The sequence below is a fragment of the Micromonospora sp. CNZ309 genome (assembly GCF_002846525.1).
Genome location: NZ_PJNG01000001.1, coordinates 1,220,009 through 1,221,887 on the forward strand (window position 1 = coordinate 1,220,009; position 1,879 = coordinate 1,221,887).

Sequence of the window (1,879 nt, forward strand, 5' to 3'; positions counted from 1 at the left end):
GAACGGCAGGGGCGACGCGACACGGAAGGGGAGTGGGATCGTGAAGTACATGTTGCTCATCAACGCGGGGGCGGTCGACGGGGACGGCGGCGCCGCCGGCTGCGAGGTCGGGGACTGGATGGCGTACGACAAGCAGGTGCGCGAGGCGGGGATCCTCGTCTCCGGCGAGTCGCTGGCCGACCTGGTCACCGCCACCACGGTCCGGGTCGGCCCGGACGGCAGGCGGACCGTCACGGACGGGCCGTTCGCCGAGACCCGCGAGATCCTCGGCGGCTTCTACGTGATCGACGTGCCGGACCTCGACGTCGCGCTCGACTGGGCGGCGCGCTGCCCCGGGGCGCGCGCGGGCGGTTCCGTCGTGGTCCGGCCGGTCGCCGACTTCGCGGGCTGAGCGCGGTGGGCGTGACGCCCGCCGGCAACGGGGGGACGGACGAGGCGCCGGCGGCGGTCGTGGAGGCCGTGTTCCGCGAGGAACGCGGCCGGCTGCTGGCGGCCCTCGTCCGCCGCTTCGGCGACCTCGACCTCGCCGAGGAGGTCACCTCCGAGGCGGTCGAGACGGCGTTGGCGCGGTGGCCGGTCGACGGCGTCCCGCCCCGGCCGGGCGCCTGGCTGATGACCACGGCGCGGCGCAGGGCCGTCGACCGGCTGCGGCGGGACCAGGCCCTCGCCGTACGGCTGGCCGTTCTCCAGGCGGAGGCGGACCGCGCGGACCCCGCCCCCGCCGTCGGGACGGGTGACGAGCTGCCGGACGAGCGGCTCCAGCTCTTCTTCACCTGCGCCCATCCCGCGCTCGCCGCCGAGGACCGGGGGGCGCTGACCCTGCGCTACCTGGCCGGCCTGACCACGCCCGAGGTGGCCCGCGCCTTCCTGGTGCCGACGGAGACGATGGCCAAGCGGATCACCCGGGCGAAGAAGAAGATCCACGAGGCGCGGATCCCGTTCCGTGTCCCCGAGGCGGGCGAGCTGCCGCAACGGTTGCCGGGGGTGCTCCAGGCGGTGTACTCGATCTTCACCGAGGGCTACGCGGCCAGCGGGGGCCCTCGCCTGCAACGGCTCGACCTCGCCGAGGAGGCCGTTCGGCTGGCCCGGATCCTGCGCCGGCTGCTGCCCGCCGAGCGGGAGGTCGCCGGGCTGCTCGCGCTCATGCTGCTCGTCCACGCCCGTCGCGACGCCCGCACCGGCCCCGACGACGAACTGGTGCTGCTCGACGAGCAGGACCGTGGCTGCTGGGACCGCCCGATGATCGCCGAGGGCCTCGCCCTGGTGCCCGTCGCGCTGACCGGCGGCCCGCCCGGCCCGTACGGGGTGCAGGCCGCGATCGCCGCCCTGCACGTCGAGGCGGCGGACCTCGCCACCACCGACTGGCCGCAGATCGTCGCGCTCTACGACGTGCTGCTCGCCCTCGCGCCGTCCCCGGTCGTCGCGCTCAACCGGGCCGCCGCCGTGGCCATGCGCGACGGCCCGGAGGCGGGCCTGGCGCTGCTGGACGAGCTGGCCGGCGAGCCGCTGCTGCGGGGCCACCACCCGTACCCGGCGGCACGGGCCGACCTGCTGCACCGCCTCGGCCGGCACGCCGAGGCCGCCGAGGCGTACCGGGAGGCGCTCGCCCTGGCCGGCACCGAGCCGGAGCGTGCCCTGCTGCGCCGCAGGCTGGACGCGATCGCAGGGCCCGGCGCGTCGCCGGCGTGACGGCCGCCCGACCGGTCCCCGCGCCCCGAACGGGACAAGGCGGGCCCGTGAGGACCCGCCTTGCCACTGTTGGTGACCACCAGAGGACTTGAACCCCTCGACCACATCCGCGATCCGCAACCGTGCTGAATGGCAGTCACCGAGAGCGTAGGCCGGTCGGGGCCGGCCGCGCAGTCGCCCAGGCGACAGC

The 1,879-nt window shown here is 76.3% G+C and carries 2 protein-coding genes; both read left to right on the top strand.

Features of this window, described 5'->3' with window-relative positions; translation table 11 throughout:
• Positions 1-49 precede the first annotated feature (49 nt).
• Entirely contained in the window at positions 50-391 is a 342-nt protein-coding gene (locus CLT72_RS04750) for a YciI family protein (RefSeq protein ID WP_231926197.1), read from the top strand.
• Between the two features lie 5 nt (positions 392-396).
• Positions 397-1,689: an RNA polymerase sigma factor gene (locus CLT72_RS04755; protein ID WP_486484179.1), complete on the top strand. Its 1,293-nt coding sequence runs from the start codon at positions 397-399 to the stop codon at positions 1,687-1,689.
• Positions 1,690-1,879 lie beyond the last annotated feature (190 nt).

Excerpts from the sequence above, each read along its gene's own strand:
- CLT72_RS04750 (WP_231926197.1), top strand. The coding sequence starts at position 50 with ATGTTGCTCATCAACGCGGGGGCGGTCGACGGGGACGGCGGCGCCGCC.